The 19,505-nt window shown below is 44.3% G+C and carries 15 protein-coding genes, 1 tRNA gene and 1 pseudogene; 5 read left to right on the top strand and 12 right to left on the bottom strand.

The window, feature by feature from the left end; genetic code table 11:
- Positions 1-35: 35 nt before the first annotated feature.
- From ruvB to CZ379_RS11725, 5 genes are all read right to left on the bottom strand, one after another.
- Entirely contained in the window at positions 36-1,040 is a 1,005-nt protein-coding gene (gene ruvB, locus CZ379_RS11745) for a Holliday junction branch migration DNA helicase RuvB (protein WP_110934337.1), read from the bottom strand.
- A 35-nt stretch (positions 1,041-1,075) separates the two neighbouring features.
- The gene (gene ruvA / locus CZ379_RS11740; protein WP_110931786.1) at positions 1,076-1,693 is read right to left on the bottom strand and encodes a Holliday junction branch migration protein RuvA; all 618 of its coding nucleotides are present in this window, start codon (positions 1,691-1,693) and stop codon (positions 1,076-1,078) included.
- Positions 1,690-2,193, bottom strand: a complete 504-nt coding sequence (gene ruvC, locus CZ379_RS11735; protein ID WP_110931785.1) for a crossover junction endodeoxyribonuclease RuvC — start codon at positions 2,191-2,193, stop codon at positions 1,690-1,692. Before ruvC ends, ruvA begins: the two co-directional genes overlap by 4 nt.
- Positions 2,194-2,413: 220 nt before the next feature.
- Positions 2,414-3,031, bottom strand: coding sequence for a BofC C-terminal domain-containing protein (locus tag CZ379_RS11730; RefSeq protein ID WP_234404893.1), 618 nt, complete (start codon positions 3,029-3,031; stop codon positions 2,414-2,416).
- A gap of 209 nt (positions 3,032-3,240) precedes the next feature.
- Positions 3,241-3,314: transfer RNA gene (locus tag CZ379_RS11725), tRNA-Pro, on the bottom strand.
- 218 nt (positions 3,315-3,532) lie between these two features.
- On the opposite strand from CZ379_RS11725, the gene CZ379_RS11720 reads away from it, so the two are divergent.
- The 3 genes from CZ379_RS11720 (at position 3,533) to CZ379_RS11710 (ending at position 6,064) form a co-directional block, all read left to right on the top strand.
- Positions 3,533-4,456, top strand: coding sequence for a tyrosine-type recombinase/integrase (locus CZ379_RS11720; RefSeq protein WP_110931783.1), 924 nt, complete (start codon positions 3,533-3,535; stop codon positions 4,454-4,456).
- 95 nt (positions 4,457-4,551) lie between these two features.
- Positions 4,552-5,661 carry a D-alanine--D-alanine ligase family protein gene (locus CZ379_RS11715; RefSeq protein WP_199925582.1) on the top strand — a complete coding sequence of 370 codons (1,110 nt, stop codon included), beginning with the start codon at positions 4,552-4,554 and terminating at the stop codon, positions 5,659-5,661.
- Entirely contained in the window at positions 5,645-6,064 is a 420-nt protein-coding gene (locus CZ379_RS11710; RefSeq protein WP_110931781.1) for a GNAT family N-acetyltransferase, read from the top strand. The genes CZ379_RS11715 and CZ379_RS11710 overlap by 17 nt, the downstream gene beginning before the upstream one ends.
- Here CZ379_RS11710 and CZ379_RS11705 read toward each other — a convergent pair.
- A complete protein-coding gene (locus CZ379_RS11705; protein WP_110931780.1) occupies positions 6,041-8,515 on the bottom strand; it encodes an ATP-binding protein in 2,475 nt (824 codons plus the stop codon). The two genes, CZ379_RS11710 and CZ379_RS11705, sit on opposite strands and share 24 nt — an antisense overlap.
- A gap of 286 nt (positions 8,516-8,801) precedes the next feature.
- Here CZ379_RS11705 and pdxR point away from each other — a divergent pair, with 286 nt between their 5' ends.
- Positions 8,802-10,232 (top strand): MocR-like pyridoxine biosynthesis transcription factor PdxR, encoded by a 1,431-nt coding sequence (pdxR, locus tag CZ379_RS11700; RefSeq protein WP_110931779.1) that lies wholly within the window; start codon positions 8,802-8,804, stop codon positions 10,230-10,232.
- 14 nt (positions 10,233-10,246) lie between these two features.
- Here the strand turns inward: pdxR and CZ379_RS11695 are convergent.
- From CZ379_RS11695 to CZ379_RS11670, 6 genes and pseudogenes are all read right to left on the bottom strand, one after another.
- A pseudogene (locus tag CZ379_RS11695) lies at positions 10,247-10,480 on the bottom strand (YggS family pyridoxal phosphate-dependent enzyme); the annotation flags it as partial.
- An 88-nt stretch (positions 10,481-10,568) separates the two neighbouring features.
- Complete coding sequence (gene serA, locus CZ379_RS11690; RefSeq protein WP_110931778.1) at positions 10,569-12,161, bottom strand: phosphoglycerate dehydrogenase; 1,593 nt, start codon at positions 12,159-12,161, stop codon at positions 10,569-10,571.
- Between the two features lie 393 nt (positions 12,162-12,554).
- Positions 12,555-13,100: a pyridoxamine 5'-phosphate oxidase family protein gene (locus tag CZ379_RS11685; RefSeq protein WP_110931777.1), complete on the bottom strand. Its 546-nt coding sequence runs from the start codon at positions 13,098-13,100 to the stop codon at positions 12,555-12,557.
- Between the two features lie 189 nt (positions 13,101-13,289).
- Positions 13,290-14,123, bottom strand: coding sequence for a sugar ABC transporter permease (locus tag CZ379_RS11680; RefSeq protein WP_110931776.1), 834 nt, complete (start codon positions 14,121-14,123; stop codon positions 13,290-13,292).
- The gene (locus tag CZ379_RS11675) at positions 14,120-15,430 is read right to left on the bottom strand and encodes a carbohydrate ABC transporter permease (protein WP_110931775.1); all 1,311 of its coding nucleotides are present in this window, start codon (positions 15,428-15,430) and stop codon (positions 14,120-14,122) included. The genes CZ379_RS11680 and CZ379_RS11675 overlap by 4 nt, the downstream gene beginning before the upstream one ends.
- Before the next feature lie 105 nt (positions 15,431-15,535).
- On the bottom strand, positions 15,536-16,864 hold the full coding sequence (locus tag CZ379_RS11670) for a sugar ABC transporter substrate-binding protein (protein WP_234404892.1): 1,329 nt from the start codon (positions 16,862-16,864) through the stop codon (positions 15,536-15,538).
- 535 nt (positions 16,865-17,399) lie between these two features.
- Here CZ379_RS11670 and CZ379_RS11665 point away from each other — a divergent pair.
- Entirely contained in the window at positions 17,400-19,220 is a 1,821-nt protein-coding gene (locus tag CZ379_RS11665; protein WP_110931774.1) for an alpha-glycosidase, read from the top strand.
- Positions 19,221-19,505 lie beyond the last annotated feature (285 nt).

The following is a 19,505-nucleotide window of genomic DNA, read 5'->3' as shown; positions in this document are numbered from 1 at the left end:
TCAACGTATATTGCTCCAACTTTCGACTAAAGCGATCAGGAATCGCTTGGTATCGGCAGGCCTAAATGCTGATAAGCTGCGGGCGTTACCATTCTGCCGCGGGACGTACGCTGCAAATAACCAATTTGGAGCAAGTAAGGTTCATACACGTCCTCAATCGTCTGGCCTTCTTCCCCGATGGTTGCCGCAATCGTATCAAGTCCGACAGGACCGCCTCGAAAATTCGTGATCATGGCCCGAAGCATCTTATGGTCGATCATATCCAATCCCATAGGATCAACTTGCAGCATTTGCAAAGCTTCCTTGGCAATATCGTTTGTAATGTGCCCGTCACCCCGAACCTGGGCAAAATCCCGTACGCGCTTCAACAGCCGGTTCGCAATCCTCGGTGTCCCTCTAGAGCGAAGCGCGATCTCATCGGCCGCGTCGCCTATAATATCGATGCCGAAAATATCAGCACCGCGGCTAACAATATAGCTAAGCTCCTCCACCGTGTATAACTCCAGTCGGTTCATCACTCCAAAACGATCCCGCAGCGGAGCCGACAACAGCCCAGCTCTTGTAGTCGCACCTATTAAGGTGAATGGCGGGAGATCCAGCCGTACCGATCTCGCACTAGGGCCCTTGCCGATCATAATATCCAATGCGAAATCTTCCATCGCTGGATATAGAACCTCTTCGACCGTCCGATGCAGCCTATGGATTTCATCAATAAAGAGGACATCCCCTTCTTGTAAATTCGTTAGAAGCGCAGCCAAATCTCCAGGCCGTTCAATCGCCGGACCTGAAGTCGTACGTAAATTGACACCAAGTTCATTGGCGATAATATTGGCCAGCGTTGTTTTTCCAAGGCCGGGCGGGCCGTATAGCAGCACATGATCCAATGCTTCGTTGCGCATTTTTGCGGCTTCAATGTATATTTTCAAATTCTCCTTGATTTGGTTCTGTCCGATATATTCCGCTAAATAACGGGGACGAAGACTGAGCTCCACCGCCTGTTCTTCCATCATTAGATTCGCGGATATGATCCGGTCTTCCATCATCGCCTTCTCGCTCCTTCCCCTTCAACCCAAGACTAGCCTGCGTACAGCAGCTTGAGCGCTTTTTTCATAACCGAATCTACCTCTTCTGTCGGTTTAACCGACTCCTTTAATTGCTGCCATACACGATCAAGCTCTGCATCGGTATAACCCAGCGCCTTAAGTCCCTCTCTTGCTTCCGGCCAGCCCGGATTCAGCCCATCCAGTTCCTCCACCTCTGTCGGTAGCTCATCGAACAGCGAAGGTCCTCCCAAGCCCTCAAGCTTATCCTTCAAATCAAGAATCATTCGCTGGGCCGTCTTCTTGCCGATTCCCGGCAGTTTAGTCAGAAACGCAATGTTCTCCTGCTGGATCGCTGCAACGACGTGATCTGGATGACCGCCGCTTAAAATACCAAGCGCAACGCGTGGGCCAATTCCCGACACTTCAATCAGCTTGCGGAATAGCCTCTGCTCCTCTCTCGTCGGAAAGCCGTATAGCAATATAGCATCGTCTCGTACATGATGGTGAGTATAGACGGTAGCCGTCTGTTCATTTTTAGCGGCAAAAACATACGGGTTCGGGCAATAAATGCGATATCCTATTCCCTGAACGTCCAACACGACATAATCATTTTCCAAATGAGCCACCTGGCCCCTTACAAAATCAATCATGACCTCAGTACCTCGTTTATTTTCGAATTTAATGTATAGGAATGGGCATGACAAATCGCCACAGCCAGCGCATCCGCTACATCGTCCGGTTTCGGGATCGCCTGCAGCTTTAAGAACATCTTCGTCATCTCCTGTACCTGCCTCTTCTCAGCCTTGCCGTACCCTACGATTGCCTGTTTAATTTGCATGGGCGTATATTCCGAAATCGGTAGATTCCGCTGCGCCGCCGCCAGTACAAGCACGCCCCTCGCCTGACTGACCGACATCGCAGTAGTCACGTTCCGATTAAAGAACAGCTTCTCCAACGCTACTGTATCCGGTTTGTATTTATCAATGAGTTGAACCATGGCTTCATAGACATGAAGAAGCCTCTCCTCTTCAGGTGTATGTGCTTCAGTCTGAATGCAGCCATACTGCACAGGTATGCATTTGCTGCCTTGTTTATCAATAAAGCCGAAACCGACGATGGCGATGCCGGGGTCAATCCCTAAAATTCGCAAGCTTAATCTCTCCCCACGTTTGTTGCGGCTTCTTCTCTCCCATTAATATAGGAGCCCCGTCATGGAATTGAAGCCTATGTCCAGATAACCGAACATATGTATTCACTTATTATATCAAAAGTTTCGATTCTGTTGAGGAAAATCTTTGTAGAACTTGTTTTTGACAGCAAAAAACAAGAGACGTTACATGAACGTCTCCTGCCGTGCCTATACATACGCTTTATTCATCTTTTTGTTGCATGACTTTTCTCGCAGGCAAAGCTGCAAATTCGCTAAAAGTCGACAGCACGCTGTTATATTCATCCACGTCTTGTATTCGGATTCCCTGGTGCAAGTGGAGCAGGACATCCGGCGGCAATGAGCTTTCCATCGTTTCTACATCCAGCTGAAAAAAGGTCTTTAATACCTTTTCTTTATCAGGAGGGCCCTCGAACAAGCTGAGATTCCCCTGCTGATCGATTCCGAAATATCCGTTTCTCTTGCAAACCTCCGACAATTCATTGATATGCTGCTCGAACCATACATCTCCTTCAGCCCCGATGATTCCCTGCCAATCCGGATTTTCACGCGACAATTGGATGACTTCGGCCGAAGTCATCGTCCCAAGGATAGAGCTTTCTTGCCCACAAGCATATATTTTGTTTAAGCGCACGACCCGCGGTTGATCGCTTCGTTCTAATTGTTTAATCCATGCCGCTTCGGATTCAGCTTCCTTCCCAGCTCCCATGGCGGCTTCCTTTATGATTCCCAGCGTTTCGAGGGCAATAGGTTCCTTCGTCATTAACTGTTCCATTTGATTGGACAATAGCAAGCCCAGCCAAGCCATCAGGGTGACCAATCCGCAGCCTCCTGCAGTCCAAATGGCACGTCTCCATCTTCTCCATCGGCGTCTCAACTGCTTTTTGATACGGAAGATATTCACAGGTATCCCCTTCTATCAGTCAATATTTACTGTTATTGTGACCGGAGGGCGAAGGAAATATACAACATGCCATATGCACAAAAAAAAGAAAGCAACCATCAAATGATGGCTGCTTCCTGTTCATATCGGGACGACACGATTTGAACATGCGACCCCCTGGTCCCAAACCAGGTGCTCTACCAAGCTGAGCTACGTCCCGAAGTATGTAATATTACTAGTGATCCTTTTTTGGGTCACTTCTAAGATAATATCACTTCATCAAGTATAAGTCAATACCTAGATTCTAGAAAACTATTGCCTTAACCATTTGGCATTCGGCCTTGATCTGTAGGTAGATGGCATAGGCGCCGTTCGACAAAAACCGACACGACCTTCATACTTAAGTTACAAATACATAATTTGGGGAGAGTTTTACACATGCTTGATCTTTCTATGATGTTAGAACATTACTATGACTACTGTAAATATCAAAAAAATTTAAATTCTAAAACGATAAAAGCATATCGAATAGATTTGAAACAGTTTCTAGATTTTACTCAAAATTCAAAACAAGAGCTGACCAAAAGTAATATTTCCAATTTTGCAAGGCTGCTGCACAAGACTTATAAGCCTAAAACAATAAAGCGAAAATTGGCAAGCATTAAAGCGTTTTGCAATTGGCTGGAGTACGAAGAATTTATTCAAGAAAATCCATTTGCCAAATTAAATTTAAAATTTCATGAGCCCTATGTTCTTCCGCGGACGATTCCGCTAGATATTATCGAAGTGCTGCTGCAGTCAGCTTATCAAGTCTTATCCGATGAAACAGCGTCATCTTATAAAAAGCGTACAAATTTGCGTGATGTTGCGGTTTTGGAGCTGTTATTTGCAACTGGCATTAGGGTCTCTGAGTTATGCTCGTTAAAAGCCAATGATATTAATCTGGTGAATGGATTAGTTCGCATATATGGAAAAGGTGCTAAAGAAAGAATTATTATTATTAGCAATCCCGATGTCTTGGCAGCGCTTAAAAATTACAAAACCGCTTTTAACCAGCAAATTGAAGATATCGGATATTTTTTTATTAACAGAGTAAACAACCGTTTATCAGAACAGTCCGTTCGGCTGATGATCATTAAATATACCAAAAAGGCAAATATTGCAGAGCACCTGACTCCACATATGTTCCGACATTCATTTGCTACTTTGTTATTAGAGGAAGATGTAGATATACGATATATTCAGCAGATTCTTGGACATAGCTCTATTACTACGACTCAAATTTACACACATGTTTCTACAAAAAAGCAAAATGACATCCTCACTTTAAAGCATCCACGAAATCGTCTCTCCATTTATTAGACAAACCAGGGATTGGTGGGATTCATTTCCTAATCAGTCCCTGATTTGAGTAAAGGATAATATGTAATTATCCTTTAATGAAGGAGAGGGAGCTTATGTACACAAGTCAAAAAAAAATTATTGATCACTACATACAGCAAGCCATTTCTGTTAAAGATAAAATATTACTTATACTTGTTATGAATGTTAAAGATATTACTGTTAATTATAATGACTACTCTTCCATGTCAGTAATGAGCGAATACTATTCTTACAAGCAATATGAAGAGATAATTAGTGCTTTGCGTAGTTGTAATTATGATGTGAAATCATATTTCGATGAGAACGATTTTATATCTGATTTCCAATCGGGTATACTTCGTGACAATTATCCGCGTAAGCTTGTCGTTATTAACTCGGCACAAAAAGGAACAGGGGCTGGTCGCAAATCTCTAATTCCTGCTTTTTGCGATTTGCACGGCATTACATATACAGGTAGTGATGCTTATACTGTAAGCTTCGCCAGAGATAAATATCACTGGTTTAGTTTTTTGCAACAGGGTGGTTTTCCCACATGTAAAAGCTATCTATTTGACCCTAATCATCATTGGATTATGAACCAAAAACCCAACAATGGACAGCGAGTTATAGCAAAGCTTAATGGCGAGTCATCCAGTATAGGCTTAGATAAAGAAAACATCTTCTATTACACTGAGGATAAAGATCAGTTTCTATTACAACTAAGTCAAAAGTTCAACCAGCGCATTATCGTTGAGCAGTTTATTTCAGGAGAGGAAGTAGAAGTTCCTGTAATTTCATCTTTTCAAAATACCTGCAGCTTATTTCCCGCTAGTATTACTGTGAATGGAAACAGTGATTTGAACGATACCATATTAGACTATACCATTCGTGGAGATCATTTATTTGATTATGAACTTTACTATCAGAAGAACCCACAAATTGCAGAAGATATTATGAAAATGACTGAAGAGGTAACTAAAGCCATGAATATTCAAGGCTTTGGACGAATCGATTATCGAATCAACCATTTTAATGAATTCTTTATTACCGACATAGCAACTAATCCTCATATTACTCAAAGCATGACGTTTTGGTTTGCTTACCGCCAAATGGGCTATAGCTACAGCGATGTGCTGCAAACTTTAATTGGCACTGCATTAATTCAAAATGATGTAAGGATAAATTCATATGAATATTCACTATAAATGCCAATTGCCGACGATAGAGGAATGGAAGGCATTACGAAAAACTGCTGGATGGACAATACATTCAGATCAAGATTTTCACAATGCCGGTGAAGGAACACTATTTGGCGTAAGTGCGTATCATAACGCTCAAATTATTGGAATGGGGCGGATTGTTGGGGACGGGAAAATTTGTTTCTATATTCAAGATGTTGTTGTAGCCCCAGAATACGAGCGTAACGGGATTGGTACTGAAATAATGAAGCGCCTACTAAATTTTATTAATGAAAGTGCGGTGCCCAATGCTGTTGTTGCGTTAATGTCTTCTCGAGAAAAAGAAGATTTCTATTCTCGTTTTGGTTTCATTAAGCGCACAGATACAAATGGCTTTGGAATGCACTTACCACAAATCCCAATTATTTAGTGCGCTAAATACATAACCTCTTCCATAGTAATTCCATGGATTGACTTGCATTTCACTAGTGCTGCTCAATAGAACAGTCTCCCATTCGCGATAATCTGGATGGGATAAACTAGTTTTCATAAAATGGAGTAATTCGGTTTTTCGGCGCATCATAAGAGAACCACCAACAGTATCCATTTTGTCATCTGCAATTTCGGCTAGCTGTTCTATTGCATCCTTTATATTTCCTAGTAGATACTGAAATACTGCGCAATTTACAACTACTCGATAATTATATATCTTTTCAGGATCATCATGACTTGCCTGCAAATTACCTTCGAGCTTGAGCGTTTCGAATGCTTCCTCAACTTTACCATCCAAAGCCAAGAAGATGGACAAGTTAGAAGTATAGAAAAGTCTTTCCGCACATAAGGGCATGTCGGCTATCATCCCCTTAAATCCTTCAACACATTCGTGTGGCTTAAAATATCCTGATAAATATCCAGATAATAAATAGTTGTTAACAGATATCCGGATGCGGGGAAAATCGAAATTGGGGTTTTCCTCCATGAGATCCCTTGCTTTTTCAGCCGCTTTGAAACTGTCTTGATAACGTCCGCAGACACATAGTGAAGCCGAATAATTAATTAATGATATGTAATATTGCTTAAGATTCGTCCAAAGATAGTTATTACTCCCATTAGGTCCAAAGTAAGCTACAGCCTCTTCAATCTTACTACAAGCAATTTCACAATCATAAACAGATGCAGATATCAGGTTCAGCCTATGCAATCGATCTTCAGCGGTATCATCCTGTCCTATTCGTTCACGGAGTGATGCAATAATCTCTTCTTCTGTTTTGCGGGCAGTTTGTAATTCATTTATATGTATATACATTGTCATTAATCGTATTTTAACCCGTTCATAGATATCCCGTTCATTTCCGCATTGTTCTAGAGAACCATACTGACTGAGTATACGAATCCCTTCTTTACGGAAGTCAGCATCTATTTTTTTAGAATACGTTAAAGATCGTAAAATTTGTTTTTCGGCAATTAATTGATTAGGCAGGGTATCGTTAATAGCACTGATTTTAATATATGCTTCATTATATTTATTTTCTTGATATAGATGCATTGCTGCTTTCATACTATCTACGTAGGATAAATATTGCGGATGGTCTCTTAGCAGCACCTGTGCTTGTTCTGATAAGGAAGGAGTTACATCTCCATTCTCTCTAATTTGCTTAATAATTTCCAACACGAATAAAATAAGTCCTTCATGTGTATCCCCAACTTTAAATCTATATTGGGCTCTTCTATGATAATGGTCTGGAGCAATTTCACCGATACATTTTTCTATTTTTCTATAATAAGCTATTTCTTGGCTTGAAATTTTCATTTGAAAAATATCACGGATGAATTCATGCGCAAACTTTAGTTGTCCGTAACGAGGTTCGTGAACCAGTTCCATACTTCTGGCATTATCAATAATACGATTAAAATAATTATTTTCTAATTCAGTAATCCGGCTAAGTTCAAATTTCGAAAATGTAACACCTAAAATAGATGCATATTCCAAAACAAAATTAATTTTACTTGACTCTAGCCCGGAATCATTAAGTCGATTTTCCAATACCTGCAGCAGTAACTTTTTTATCCCCTGATCCGCATTGCTAAGATCCACATTCTTATTAGTGAGTTCTCGTATCAATTCTTTGAGCATCGTCAGATGCCCCTTTACTAAAGAGTGCAGCATCTTCTTTTCGGTAATTGATAAGCTTCCGCTATAATTAAGCATACGAAGAGTAATATCAAAATCGTCAAACTCCATTTCGGGAAATGGAAGCTTAACAACACATTCTCTGTTAATTACTGCATCGATTCGATTTCTATAGCTATTCTCCTGATCTGTAGTAATTGCAAATAAAAACAATGCATTACTTAAAAATTTATATTTTGTTTGAATACCATCCAGAATGACGTACATCAATTTGAGCGATCTTTCATCCCAATAATGAAAATGATCACAAAAAAAGATGAGGCGATATCTTTTAGACAAAGCTTCAATTCTACATATAATATCCTGCTCTATTTCAGTTAAAATCGAGTCTCTGTTTTTCCTTTTTTCATTCATTTGATCAAACATCAAATTCAATAGAATTTTCAAGGGCTTCCCGATACTTGGAATACTTTCTACAAGCTCTGTGATCGGTTTTTGAAAGGACTTGGTAGCAGGAGCGACATTAGACAAACCATCTAGAAATGGTTTGTAATCTCTATCCATTAGTTCCTTGTCGCCAACCAAATATAAAACTTTCGTATCTTCATCGTCGTAGCTTTTTAAAAATGATTCTACGGAATAAGATTTTCCACATCCTGAAGACCCAGTTGTTACAATTTGCTGTGATCCATTTTGTATTTTTGTGCCTAACTTCTGAACAAATCTTTTTTCATGAGGAAAATACATCATTTTCACCTCCGTTCAGTGTTATGGATAATTACATATTATCCTTTACTAGGGCACATTATATCATATTAATAGGACATATTCACTATTTCTCCAACAAATCCACTTTAATCCTGTAAGTAAAATAACTGTAATTGATATTTTCATAAGCAAGATTGAACGTCATTCTGTCGTATTGCAAAAGCAAGTATTGTCATGCTAGTATATCAACCAATGGACTGTTGTTTTTCATCCATAATCAAGATATTTAACAGTCCATAATAACACTAGAAACAATGAAGGTGAATGAATGCTAAAAGTAAACCGAGATGACGAGCGTCCTATCTGGCAGCAATTACTGGATCAAGCGATCCACAATATTACAACCGGAAAATGGCCGCCAGGCGAATTGCTTCTGCCATCCCGCGAACTCGCTCTATTGATTGGCGTCTCCCGTTCAACTATACAGATTGTTTACGAAGAGTTATACAGCCGCGGGTATACCGTAACCTCCCGTCGCGGCGGAACAAGAATTAGCGAATGGACATATACGACTCGTCCTTCAGAGAACGCTGTAGCACAAGGACTACTCCCCCCCGAATTGCCTGTATTAAATGCTGCAATCGGCCATTTGCACAGTTGGCTTGGAGACAAAGAAGATCGAAAAGTAGAAATCGATTTCACTCCCCATGAGCCTTATTTAGACGAACATTTTCAGAAGAGTTGGAGGCAATCATTTTTGCAGGCCTCGACAGGGGCAGACCTGGACAGTTGGAGTTACGGCGATGCCTATGGTTTCCTGCCGCTAAGAGAACAGATTCAACGTTATTTGTCGCTTGAACGAGGCGTTCATGTGGATATCGATCAAATCATATTAACCTCGGGTGCACAACACAGCATTGATTTGATCGCACAAGCTCTTTTACAGGAAGGAGAAACGGTTTCGGTTGAAGATCCCGGCTTCCCAGCTGCCTGGATGGCGATGAAGTATCGTCGTATGCAGGTTGTCCCCGTTCCGGTCGACGAATATGGGCTATGCGTAGATCGCATTCCCCCCGGATCCAAACTTGTGTTTGTTACGCCATCGCACCAGTGCGCGGTTGGAGTTATTATGTCGGAGCCTCGCAGGCAACAGTTGTTGCAGATGGCTGCTGAGCAGCGATTCTGGATTGTTGAGGATGATTATGACAGCGAATTTCGATATCGTGGTGACCCGCTTCCAACTTTGTTTAGTCAGCGTCCCCAAAACACCTTGTATATGATGAGTTTTTCCAAAATGATTGCTCCTGGCATTCGGTTATCGGCAATCATTGGCCCTAAAGAGGCCATTCGTCAGCTTGCCCGGATCCATGAATTAACCTATCGTCATCTACCGATTATGGAGCAATTAACTCTTGCTCATTTTATCGAACGTGGCCATTTCATGCGCCATATGAGACGTGCTCGAAATGTATATCGTCGTAGACACACAGCCATGACGAAAGCCATTAACGCGACAGGCCTGAGTGAATATTTCACATTAAGCGGCGTAGAAACGGGCCTGCATATGCTCCTTGAAGCTGATAAATCGTTTGACGAGGAAGCAGTGACGAGCCTTGCGCTCGAAAAGGGAATCCGTGTTTATCCGCTTAGCAGGTATTGTTTGGAAAGCGATCGGAAAGGATGGGTACTGGGTTTTGCTAAAGTAGATGAAACAGCTATCGAAGAAGGCATTTATCGTCTGGCGGGGATGCTTGTATAATACAAGCCATCCCGCCATTCCACCTGATTATATTGCTGCATAAACGGAAATTTCTCCCGAAGTTCTTGCGCTTTGTTTTCCCCAAACAGATTCGCGCCCGCCTGCATAGCTACTTGCAATTTTTCGGGCGGAACAGTTTTGGTCGCCAACAGCAATTGCACATCCTCGATCTTGCGCCCTGAGGCTAGGCAAGCCAATTTCATCTGCTGTCTCACGACCTTGAAATTCTCTTTAACTAGATTGCCCATATCTTCTTTCCTCTTTCAGCTTCGCGTTTGTAAATGTACGTTGCCAAGGTAATTCCTAATGTCCCCCGCTTCTTCGGGTTGAAATCTATTAGTCAAAGGAAACTTCCCGTACGCGTTTGATTTCCGGTATCGCGAATAAGGATTCCATCACATTATTAGAAGCTTTTTTATCATTTTTTAATATCATCACCGCCGAATCGCCAACTTCGTTGCGCCCGACTTGCATCGTGGCAATATTAATACCTCTCTCCCCGAGCAATGTTCCAACACGCCCAATGATACCTGGCTTATCCTTCTGCGAAATTAACAGAACATATCCTTCAGTTGAAATATCAACCGGATATGGCCCGATTCGGACAAGACGCTCCCCGACGTCAGGCAGAACAGATCCTGTCACCCATCTTTCCTCGACTGTCGTCTTTAATCGAATCGTAATCTCGCTGGGCAAGGTTTGGGTTAACAAGGATTTTCGTACGACAAAATGAATGTCACGAATCTTCGCCAAGTGAATAGCATTGACAACATTGACTTGTTCTGCACCGAGATGGTGGGATAGTATGCCCTTAAGCACATAAGGGATCAATGATGACGTATCCAGACTGGCAAGCTCGCCTGCACACTCCACCGTAACCTCACGTGCGGCACCATCGGTCATCTGGGCAAGCGCTTTTCCCAGCTGTTCGCACAATGTAAAGTATGGTTGTAATTTGTTTAGCAGGTCAGTTGATACGGCTGGCATATTAACTGCATTTTTAAACGGTTCATGTCGCAATACATGAATAACTTGTTCGGAGACATCGAGAGCTACATTCTCTTGTGCTTCCAAAGTGGATGCACCCAAGTGCGGAGTAACAATCATTTTAGGATGCCTTAGAAATGGATGATCCGGTGCTGGGGGCTCATGCTCAAATACATCAAAAGCAGCGCCTGCTACAATCCCTTCGTCGAGTGCTTCAATAAGAGCCGACTCATCAATAATTCCCCCGCGAGCACAGTTGATGATTCGCATTCCCCGTTTCATGACGTCGAATTGCGGTTTGGCAATCATATGATGCGTATTATTCGTTAGCGGCGTATGAATCGTCATAAAATCAGCAGTCCGTATAATTTCATCTAAGGTCGCCAGCTTGATGCCCAGTTTATTAGCCTTTTCTTCCGATAGAAAGGGATCGTGGCCGATAACGGTCATCCCAAACGCCGCTGCGCGTTTGGTCACTTCGATCCCGATACGACCAAGCCCAAGCACACCGAGTATCTTGTTTCGTAATTCAACGCCAAGGAATGACTTACGATCCCACAGCCCAGTAATGGTTTTGGCATGGGCTTGCGGTATATGCCGGGCCAGCGCCATCATCATCGCAAAGGTATGCTCGCACGTTGTGACCGTATTGCCGTCGGGTGCATTGATCACGGTAATCCCTCGGCTCGTAGCGGCGTCCAAATCAATATTGTCCACACCAACACCTGCCCGGCCAATAACTTTCAAATGAATCCCGGCTTCTATAACTCGACGAGTGACTTTCGTTTGAGAACGTACGAGCAGTGCATCATAGGGACAGATGATGGAAATAAGCTCCTCCTCGCTCAATCCCGTTATTTGGGTGACCTCCACATCTTCAGCATTCGTCAGTTGCTGCAATCCAAAATTACTTATGGGATCGGATACCAAAACTTTAAACATCGACCTTCCTCCTTCTCTATGCGAAGACTTCATGGCAGTTGATTCAAGCCTTGTATTTAGTAATTGTCAGCCAAGGTAAAAGGTTGCTGCAAAGTAAACATAGCTATTTTAATTATTGGAAACATACGCCCCCATAAATTGATTTCTTTAAAGTATAATAATTCCAAAATCTTAATTTTAATAAGATGGAGAAAAGTTAATTGCGCTTGAAATCAATTATTAGTTAGCAGGACACAGCAAATGAAATAGCAATGTTGAAAGAAATTGATGAGCATATAATGCTTGACCCTATCGACAGTTTACTATTGATAGTTACATAACTATTTTTTCAAAGCATGATATTCATCATTTAGATCAAATCAGGGATAAACTTTCACATTAACTGCTAAATCGTTAAAATGGAGTCACCCTTTTTCCAGGTTCGAACATTTTTTCTTCCTCAATCGGATTTTCTTTCGCAGTAATATGCTGGGGGTCAATTCGGTATACCTGAACCGGGCCACCAAATACTGCTGATCGATATTTGTCTACGTGCTGCCTAGGTAACGGCCGACTATAGTAACCAGGCACATATTTATAAATCATTTCTTGCAACATGTGTGTAGCTTCATTCAGATCAACGATCGGCTGTGCCTTGCCAAAAATCATTACACTCATATACGCTGTGTCCGTCTTGGCTGGCACCGGATCAGTAATTGTTCCGTATTCTTCACAAACCGTAAAGCAGACCTCCGGATTCACACTCATAACCTGATTTCGTCTTCCGCCGGCAGCACCATGGAAATATAGCTTTCCATTAAACCAAACAAAATTGAGTGGAACAACATACGGATGATGGCCATCAACCATTCCAAGATGTCCAATCCGGGCTTGCTGCAGAAATGCCTCGATTTTATCCTTGTCCAACACTTCTCTTACCTTGTAACGAACCTTATCCATTGTTTTCACTCCTTATGTACTGCAGTATTATTATGTAAGCTTATCAGCCATTGGAGTGAATATAAATGTCCATAATTATAGAAATGCTGCAATCCATATCTATCACATTCTTAGGGCAACATCGACTTGTTTGCAAGCGAATATCGAACTACCCATTAGATCCGGCTGCCTAATGTTCTCCAAATGCTTCTAACCTTTGGAAGCTCCTGCAGTCAGCCCGTCGACCAGATTGCGCTGAAGCAGTAGGAACAGCATCGTGATAGGCAGCGCGACAAGAACAGCTCCAGCAGCGAACATCGTAAATTCGGTCGAATTCCGCTGACTCACCATTCTGTATAGCCCGACTGCCAACGTCCGCTGATCTTCTGTCCTCAATACCAGATCTGCGAAGATGAAATCGAGGAAGGCGCCGTTAAAGATCATGAGGCTAGCATAGGTCAGCATGGGCTTAGCAAGCGGGATAATGATAAAAAAGAACACCTTCAGATGGCTAGCCCCGTCGATTCGTGCCGCATCTTCCAAGCTTTTCGGGATCGTATCAAAAAAACCTTTGGCTATGAATACATTCGATATAATTGCACCAGAGCTGTAGACAAGAATCAGCGCCCAGTGGGAATTGAGTAACCCCATCGTATTCAACAAAACATATATAGCGATCATGGCCATGAATCCTGGGAACATCTGAAGCACCAGCAAAGTGTTAAGGGCAAATCTACGCCCCGCGAAGCGGAATCTTGAGATTGCGTACGAAGTAAGCAGCAACAGAAACGTTCCGAAAAGAGTCGACAGCACTGCAACCTTCAGCGTATTCATGAACCACAGTGGGTATTTGGTCTTCTCGAACAAATCCCGATAATGTTCTACCGTAAAGGTGCGAGGAATTAACGTATCACTGTAAAGACTGTTGCCTTCCTTTAAGGAAGACATGATAATCCATAATGCGGGAAACAAGCTTACACAGGTTAAAATGACAAGCAGCATATAGCTAATGCCTAGCTTGACCCGGTCGGATCGGCTGTTCATGCTATCATATCCTCCTCTTTATAGGATCTGGTGCGGCGGTAGCTCATAATCGACAAGGAAGCGATGATTAGGAAGATAATGATGCCGATAACCGACGCGAAACTGTATTGCGATTGATTCAAGGCCAGCTTGTAAAGCCAGGTCACCAATAAATCCGTATGCCCGGCGTATTGGTAATTCGAATTGACCGGGTTGCCGTCTGTCATTAGATAGACTACATTGAAATTATTTATATTGCCGGCAAATTGCATAATTAGAACAGGCGCCGTCGAGAACAACACCATCGGCATCGTAATGGAACGGAATTTCTGGAACGAATTCGCTCCGTCAACCTCAGCCGCTTCGTACAGATCCCTCGGAATCGTCGTCAGCACCCCGATAGCCAGTATCATCGTTACTGGGATACCGATCCACATATTGACGAGAACGAGTGTAACCCTAGCCCAGATCGGATCTGTAAGCCACGGTATTCCGTCGAAGCCGATCCAACGCATGATATCGTTGACCGGACCAAACTTGTTGTTAAACATATTCCGCATCACGAGAAGAGAGATCATGCTCGGAATGGCAAACGGAATGATCATAACCGTACGCCAGAACACCTTGAAGCGAATGCGGGGCTGTTGAATCAGTACCGCTATCAGGATGCCGCCGATATAAGTCGTCACCGTAGCGAGGATTGCCCATATCATAGTCCAAAGCAGGACCCCAAAGAACGTATTGCTCCACACCTTTAGACTGACCAGCTTGACAAAATTGCTGAAGCCAACCCAGTCAATCAGATTGGCAGGTGGGAGGATCGGATCTGCATAATTTGTAAAGGCCAGCAAAATGGAGAAGATTAATGGTAGGATTGTCAAGAATAATATCGTGACGACGGGCAGCGCAAGTACGAGATAGGCGAAGTTTTTCTGATTTACAAGCTGCAGCGACTGTCGGAAATTATTGGGGGCTATACCCGCATCCCTTTCCTTTCCAACTTTGTAGGCATCCCTGATATTCAGAACGTATATCGCAGCTGCGAGCAAAAAACATAAGGCCGCCATCAACCCTTTGATCATAAGAAATATCGAGTGGTCGCCTTCGACCATCTTCATAATTCTACCTACCTTCACCATTCCACTGGGCTGCTCTCCCAATGTAATAAGTCCCTTCAGGTAAGAAGGAAGGCCAATCACCGAAAATACGTATATCGCAGTCAGGCCTGCCGCCAAGAACAAAATCCCCTTCATCCATTGCCGGTTGTACAATTGCCCGAGACCCATAAATAGAACCGACAGGGTCGTACTTATTGTCTTTCTCTGCATGCGTTAAACAACCTCTTTTCTTACGATTTGACAGACTTCTGATTTGACAGACTTCACCCGACCGCCGGGCGATCGGGTGAAATCGTTGAAAGATCGGCTAACCTGCTACTTGGATGAAATATTTGTCTTGATTGTATCGACCATCGTATCCAATGTGGTCTTTACGTCGGCCTTCGGATCGTCCCAAATTGTTATGAACGCCGCTTGAAGCGGATCCCATACCGCGTTAATCTCCCCGATGGTCGGCATCGGCGTAGAGTGGGAGAACTGCTCAAAGAACCCGCTGATTATCGGATCATTCTTGATCTCCGGATCCTCTCCCGCTTCCTTGTTTGCCGGAATAGCTCCCGTCATCTGGTAGTTCAACAACTGGTTCTCCTTATCAGCAGCGAAGTTGGAGAAAAGACGCGCAGCGATCGGATAGTCGGTGTAAGAGTTAACGAAGTAAGCTTTAACACCAGAGAACGAGTGCGATATTTCGCCATTCGACATCGCTGGCAATGGAGCGACTCCGAAGTTGACTTTGTCCTTGAATGCCGCTACGGACCAAGGCCCGTCGATATTCAAAGCCAGCTTGCCTTCCTGGAACAATTGCGTCTTCACGTCGTAGGACACATCTCCCGCGTTCATAGGCAGAATTTTTTTAAGGCTCTTCAGCAACTCGAAACCTTGAACCGCTCCTTCGTTATTCAAGCCGATATCGGTCGTATCGGTGTTATCATTACCGAAGAAGTAACCTCCGAGCGTGCTAACAAATGGATAGGTGTAGTATCCAACGAACTCCCACATAATGGCGTATTTATTTTGCTTAGTGTCCGTATAAGTCTCCGCGAAGCTTACGATTTCGTCCCAGGTTTTCGGAGCTTCAGGGAAGATGTCCTTGTTATAGTACATGGCGTATGTCTCAACCGATTTCGGATAGCCATATAAAACTCCATCATAAGTCACCGCTTTGATTGCGGACTCCTCCATTACGGCGCGTGTCTCATCCTCGAACAGGTCGTTAGGCAGTAGAAGTCCTGCTTTAACCGCTTGGGCGATCTGATCATGAGGCAATGTAAGGACGTCGGCTGCGAGCTTCGACGGTCCGTCAGTCGTTAGACGGGTGCCCTGATCCCCGCCGGCTATGACTTCCAACTTGACGGGCACTCCATACTGCTTCTCAAATTCAGCCGCGATTTTCTCCATATACTCAATTTGCTCCTGTGCTTCCCACACCGTCAACTTGGCCCCAGGTTCAGGTAAGTACTCCTCTTCGCTAGCCTCTCCGTTCTCAGAAGAAGCAGGAGGCGCATCTGATGTGTTAGATGGCTGGGAACTGTTCGGGCTTGAATTGCCTCCATTGCCCCCGCATGCCGTTAGACTGAGGATCAACACTACACTAACTAGACTGATAACCCATTGTCTCAACTTCACTCTTTGTTTCAATTTCACTTAGTCCACCCTTTCTTGATTTAGTTTCTCATTTCTTTTGTGCAAACGTTATACCCAATTTGCAAAAAATACCTCTACCCCCTAACTTCTTAAAACCACAAAAAAGAGTACAACACTCTACAAATCGCACGATTGTCGAGGTTGTACCCTTGGGGTAGCAGCGCCTTTAAATTGCTCAAGCGGTTATAATTTTCACTAGAACTATTAAGACACTTCAATCATAAACTACACGAGAAAACGTTTGCAAATACAGTAATCGATGAAAATTGGCGTTAATATCACAAAATTATATTAAATTTCTCGTTTTCTTCTGTATTATATTCTAAAACCTCATTTTTCCTCCTCTTTTCTTGTTCATACGATGTTTTTGTAGGAAACACTCGTTCGCTGCACCTGCTCGATCATACTGTTGCCAGCATGGAAACAGTATGATAGTATGGAGGAAATTTAAAGGCAATGAAACTTCGGGTTCAACCTCGTCCCATTCAGAGGTTGGACCTTTTTGTGTTCTCATGCCTGAAGGAGGCCATCATTAATGATTATGCTGGAAGCAGTATACCATCGCATCGGGCTGAACTGGTCCTATGCCTATAACGAATCAACATTGCATATCCGTCTGCGCACGAAGCGCGGCAATGTGGCGCAGGTGCAGCTGGTATGTGGCGACAAATACAGCTGGGATCATTACAACGAATCCATTGCTATGGAACGGTTCGCTTCAGACGCCCTGTTCGATTACTGGCAAGCCGCCATCTCGCCGCGATTTCAGCGGGTCGTCTATTATTTCGCCCTCCATGAGGAAGCGGGCGAGACTGTCTATTTTCTGGAAAAGGGCTTCTTCGATACGCCTCCGACGATTCTGTATGAGGGGCTGTTCGATTTCCCTTATCTGAACCCCGAGGATGTTCACTCCCCGCCGGAATGGGTCAAGGAAGCGGTCTTCTACCAGATCTTCCCCGAGCGCTTCGCCAAGGGTGACCCGTCTATCGACCCGGAGGGAGTGCTGGAATGGGGCGGCGTGCCAAGTCCGACCAATTTTTTTGGCGGCGATCTGCAAGGGGTGCTTGACCATCTGGACTATCTGACTGAGTTGGGAATCAACGCGATTTATTTCAATCCGTTGTTCGCTGCGACAACCAATCACAAATATGACACAAGCGATTATATGCTTGTCGACCCGCATTTCGGCACGAACGAAAAGCTGAAGGAACTGGTCGACGCCTGTCACGCCCGGGGCATTCGGGTATTGCTGGACGGCGTATTCAACCATTGCGGGCACACGTTTCCGCCCTTTGTAGATGTGCAGCAGAACGGCCCTACCTCCCGCTATGCCGACTGGTTCCATATCAAAGAGGGGCCGCTCATGGTGGAGAACGGCATCCCGAACTATGCCACCTTCGGCTTCGAGCCGATCATGCCGAAACTGAACACGGGCAATGAGGAGGTCAAGGCCTATCTGCTGGAGGTCGGCCGATATTGGATTGGCGAGCTGGGACTGGATGGCTGGCGGCTGGACGTGGCCAACGAGGTGGATCGCCAATTCTGGCGCGAGTTCCGCCGTGAGATCAAGAAGATGAACCCGGACGCCTACCTGCTCGGGGAAATTATGCACGATGCGATGCCGTGGCTTCAGGGCGACCAGTTCGACGCCGTGATGAATTACCCGTTCACCAACATTTTACTTGATTTCTTCGCCAGAAGACGCACCGACGCCACTCAATTTGCCCAGAGCATCAACGCTCAGTTGGCCAGCTTCCCGCAGCAGGTCACCGAGGCGGCGTTCAATCTGCTGGGCAGCCACGATACCGTCAGGCTGCTGACGCTGTGCGGCGGTAATAAGCAGCTGATGAAGCTGGCAGTGCTGTTCCAGCTGACCTTTCAAGGAGCGCCCTGCATCTACTACGGGGATGAGATCGGCCTCGATGGCGAACATGACCCATACAATCGCAAATGCATGGAATGGGAACCCGAGAAGCAGGATCACGATCTGCTGGGCTTCTTCCGTCGCCTTATCGCCATGCGCAAGGCCCATTCTGCATTTCGCGGCAGCGGCCTGCACTTTCTGGTGGACGCTGGGCATCCACAACTGCTTGCCTATGAGCGGTGCGATGAGCGGGATCGCTTTCTGCTGCTACTGAACAATGACGAGGCTGCATGCTCAGTCATCGTACAGAACGGCGGGCTGTGGCAGGATGCCGGCAGCGAAGCCGATATCAAGGCAGATGAGGAAACGATTCAAGTCGTGCTCCCTGGCTTTGGCTACGCCATCCTGCACGCTTATGCGGATAACGTCACCGGAGCAATCCGTCTATCCGCGCATAGCGCCCTAGCCCAGGCCCGGTGCAGCAGTCTGTAAACAATTTATTTTATTGTTAGTATTTGACAAGAATAGACTCGTCATTTAGAATGATAGCGTATCCTTGTTTGGCACTCTGCAACTTGCAAGGACAAGGGTATCTATATTACATTTTGAGGGCGCTGTTTTTCTGATTATGTCCCGGATCAGGAACAACCCCGTAATCTTCATGTGAAGATTACGGGGTTATTTGCGTAGGCAGCGGGAAAGGAGGGAATTTCATTCAGTGCTTGGCTTGGTGTCCAAGGATTGACGCATTTGCAGAAACAATATCAAAATTTTGAA

The sequence above is a fragment of the Paenibacillus bouchesdurhonensis genome (assembly GCF_900155685.1).
Lineage (GTDB): Bacteria > Bacillota > Bacilli > Paenibacillales > Paenibacillaceae > Fontibacillus > Fontibacillus bouchesdurhonensis.
This window is presented reverse-complemented; position numbering and strand designations above follow the sequence as displayed.